Raw genomic sequence first — 2,181 nt, 5'->3', positions numbered from 1 at the left:
ATGGCATTACCATATTTACTTCTGCATCCTGCAAACCTCTCGCCAGCATAATATGCGGTTTGAATGCCTGCGGCTTCAGCTCAAAAGCCTGCATAATACTACGGTGCAAATCAATCAATGGCTTGGGGTTAGCGACATTGATAAAAACACTGTTATGACCATCTGCATGCCTTAAAGCATCCATCTTTGCCGTATAGATGGCAAAACCAGCCTGCTTACGCGCCACCTCTTCCAGCATATCAACAAAATCGTCCTGGAAACGCTCAGGGAAAGCAGACCTGAACAGGGCCACATGAACCGGTGCAGAAGACATCTTCGCATCGCCTAACTCAGTTGCTATAAACTGCCGGATACGGGTCACATCTTTCGCAACCAATGCATCCGGATTCACTACCACCAAATAATCAAATACTTCTTCCGAAATTTCATAATTCGTATTCATAACCTGATATTTTAATTCTTCCTGTTAGAATGACAATACGAATATACAACCTTTTTTCAGAAATACTAATTTTTTTAGCATTATTTACTAATAAAATACGCAGTTATTACAACTACGTATTTCTCAATTACTTAAGCCAGCTTCTCAATAATCGCCACAAAATCGGCTGCTACCAGGGAGGCGCCACCAATCAAACCACCGTCTACATCCTCATTGGCAAACAATTCTACCGCATTTCCCGGTTTTGCACTGCCTCCATATAAAATAGTAGTATGCAGGGCTGCCTCACGGCCAAATTTATTAGCAATCTGTGAACGGATAAACGCATGCATATCCTGAGCCTGTGCCGCACTTGCAGTTAAGCCGGTACCAATAGCCCAGATAGGCTCATATGCAATCACCACATTTTTCAATTGTTCTGCGGTAAGATGGTACAAACTTTCCTCCAGCTGCTTAGCCACGTAGGCATTCTGGGTTTCAGCCTGCCTGATTTCCAGGGGCTCGCCACAGCAGAAAATAGGTTTCAGCCCGTTAGCCAGCGACTGGTCTATCTTCTTTGCCAGCATAGCATTGCTTTCCTGGAAATATTCCCTTCTTTCAGAGTGACCCAGGATCACGTAATCCACCCCTATTGATTGCAGCATCTCAGCAGATACCTCGCCGGTAAAAGCTCCTGATTTTTCACTGTAGCAGTTCTGTGCAGCCACATAAAAACCAGGATAATTTTTCAGCAGCGACTTTGCCTTCTGTAAATAAGGAAACGGAGTAGCCACAATTACTTCCTGTCCTTCTTTCAGTTTCAGTCCTGCCTGCAGGATATCGTTGATCAGCTGCTCACCCTGTGCCAGCGTAAGGTTCATTTTCCAGTTACCTGCAACAATTTTCTTTCTCATACTGTGATATTAAGTTTTAAGGTCTTTCTGATTTATTTGGACATATAATGCTTCCAGTACCTGCCTGTCTTTTTCCGTTAGTTCCCGGCCTTTTAAAGCCATCCAGCTGCCGGCGTCCTTCAGCGCCTCCGCCAAACGGTAAACCCCGTCGCTTCCCCAGCTGAAAGATTGCACAAATTTTGGCGGGAAATGCCCCCCAAACACGTTGCACGATACTCCTATCACGGTGCCCGTATTCAGCATGGTATTAATACCGCACCTGCTGTAATCTCCCATCAGCACCCCGCATTTTTTGCCTGCGGATACCGCTTCTCCCGGCCCTTCCATCCATACTTTCACGTCAGATACATTATTCTTCAGGTTGGAACCCGATGTATTGGCGCCCAGGTTGCACCATTCCCCTATCACAGCATCCCCCAGGTAACCGTCGTGCCCCTTATTCGAGTAACCAAACATCACGCTGTTTTTGATTTCGCCTCCACCGGTACAATATGGCCCCAACGTGGTAGCCCCATATACTTTTGTGCCCATTTTCAATACTGCACCCTCTCCCATCGCAAAAGGCCCCCTGATCATACATCCTTCCATCACTTCCGCGTTTTTCCCGATATAGATCGGTCCCGTATCAGCATTCAGTATGCTGTATGCTACTTTAGCGCCAGGTTCCACAAAAATGTCCGTATGATTGCTTTGTTGATTGGTGTGTGATAAGGTGGCAGACTGCCTTCCGGTGGTAAGCAGCTGATAATCTGCCCTGATCGCTTTATCGTTGAGCGCAAAGATATCCCAAGGCTTATAAATTCCCAGTACTTCCCCCGGATAATTTTTCCGGTTGCCCGGCGCCAG

At 46.3% G+C, this 2,181-nt stretch carries 3 protein-coding genes; all 3 read right to left on the bottom strand.

The genetic code is table 11. From position 1 onward, the window contains the following. The coding region (locus tag VN105_RS27050; protein ID WP_325646138.1) for a 2'-5' RNA ligase family protein at positions 1 to 442 on the bottom strand (442 nt) is incomplete at its 3' end. 131 nt (positions 443 to 573) lie between these two features. After that, the gene (gene tpiA / locus VN105_RS27045) at positions 574 to 1,335 is read right to left on the bottom strand and encodes a triose-phosphate isomerase (protein WP_325646136.1); all 762 of its coding nucleotides are present in this window, start codon (positions 1,333 to 1,335) and stop codon (positions 574 to 576) included. A gap of 9 nt (positions 1,336 to 1,344) precedes the next feature. After that, the coding region (locus VN105_RS27040) for a glucose-1-phosphate thymidylyltransferase (RefSeq protein ID WP_325646134.1) at positions 1,345 to 2,181 on the bottom strand (837 nt) is incomplete at its 5' end.

The sequence above is a fragment of the Chitinophaga sp. genome (assembly GCF_035564935.1).
Taxonomy (GTDB): Bacteria; Bacteroidota; Bacteroidia; order Chitinophagales; family Chitinophagaceae; genus Chitinophaga.
The sequence above is the reverse complement of the archived record's forward strand: the minus strand, read 5'-3'. Positions and strand labels throughout refer to the sequence as shown.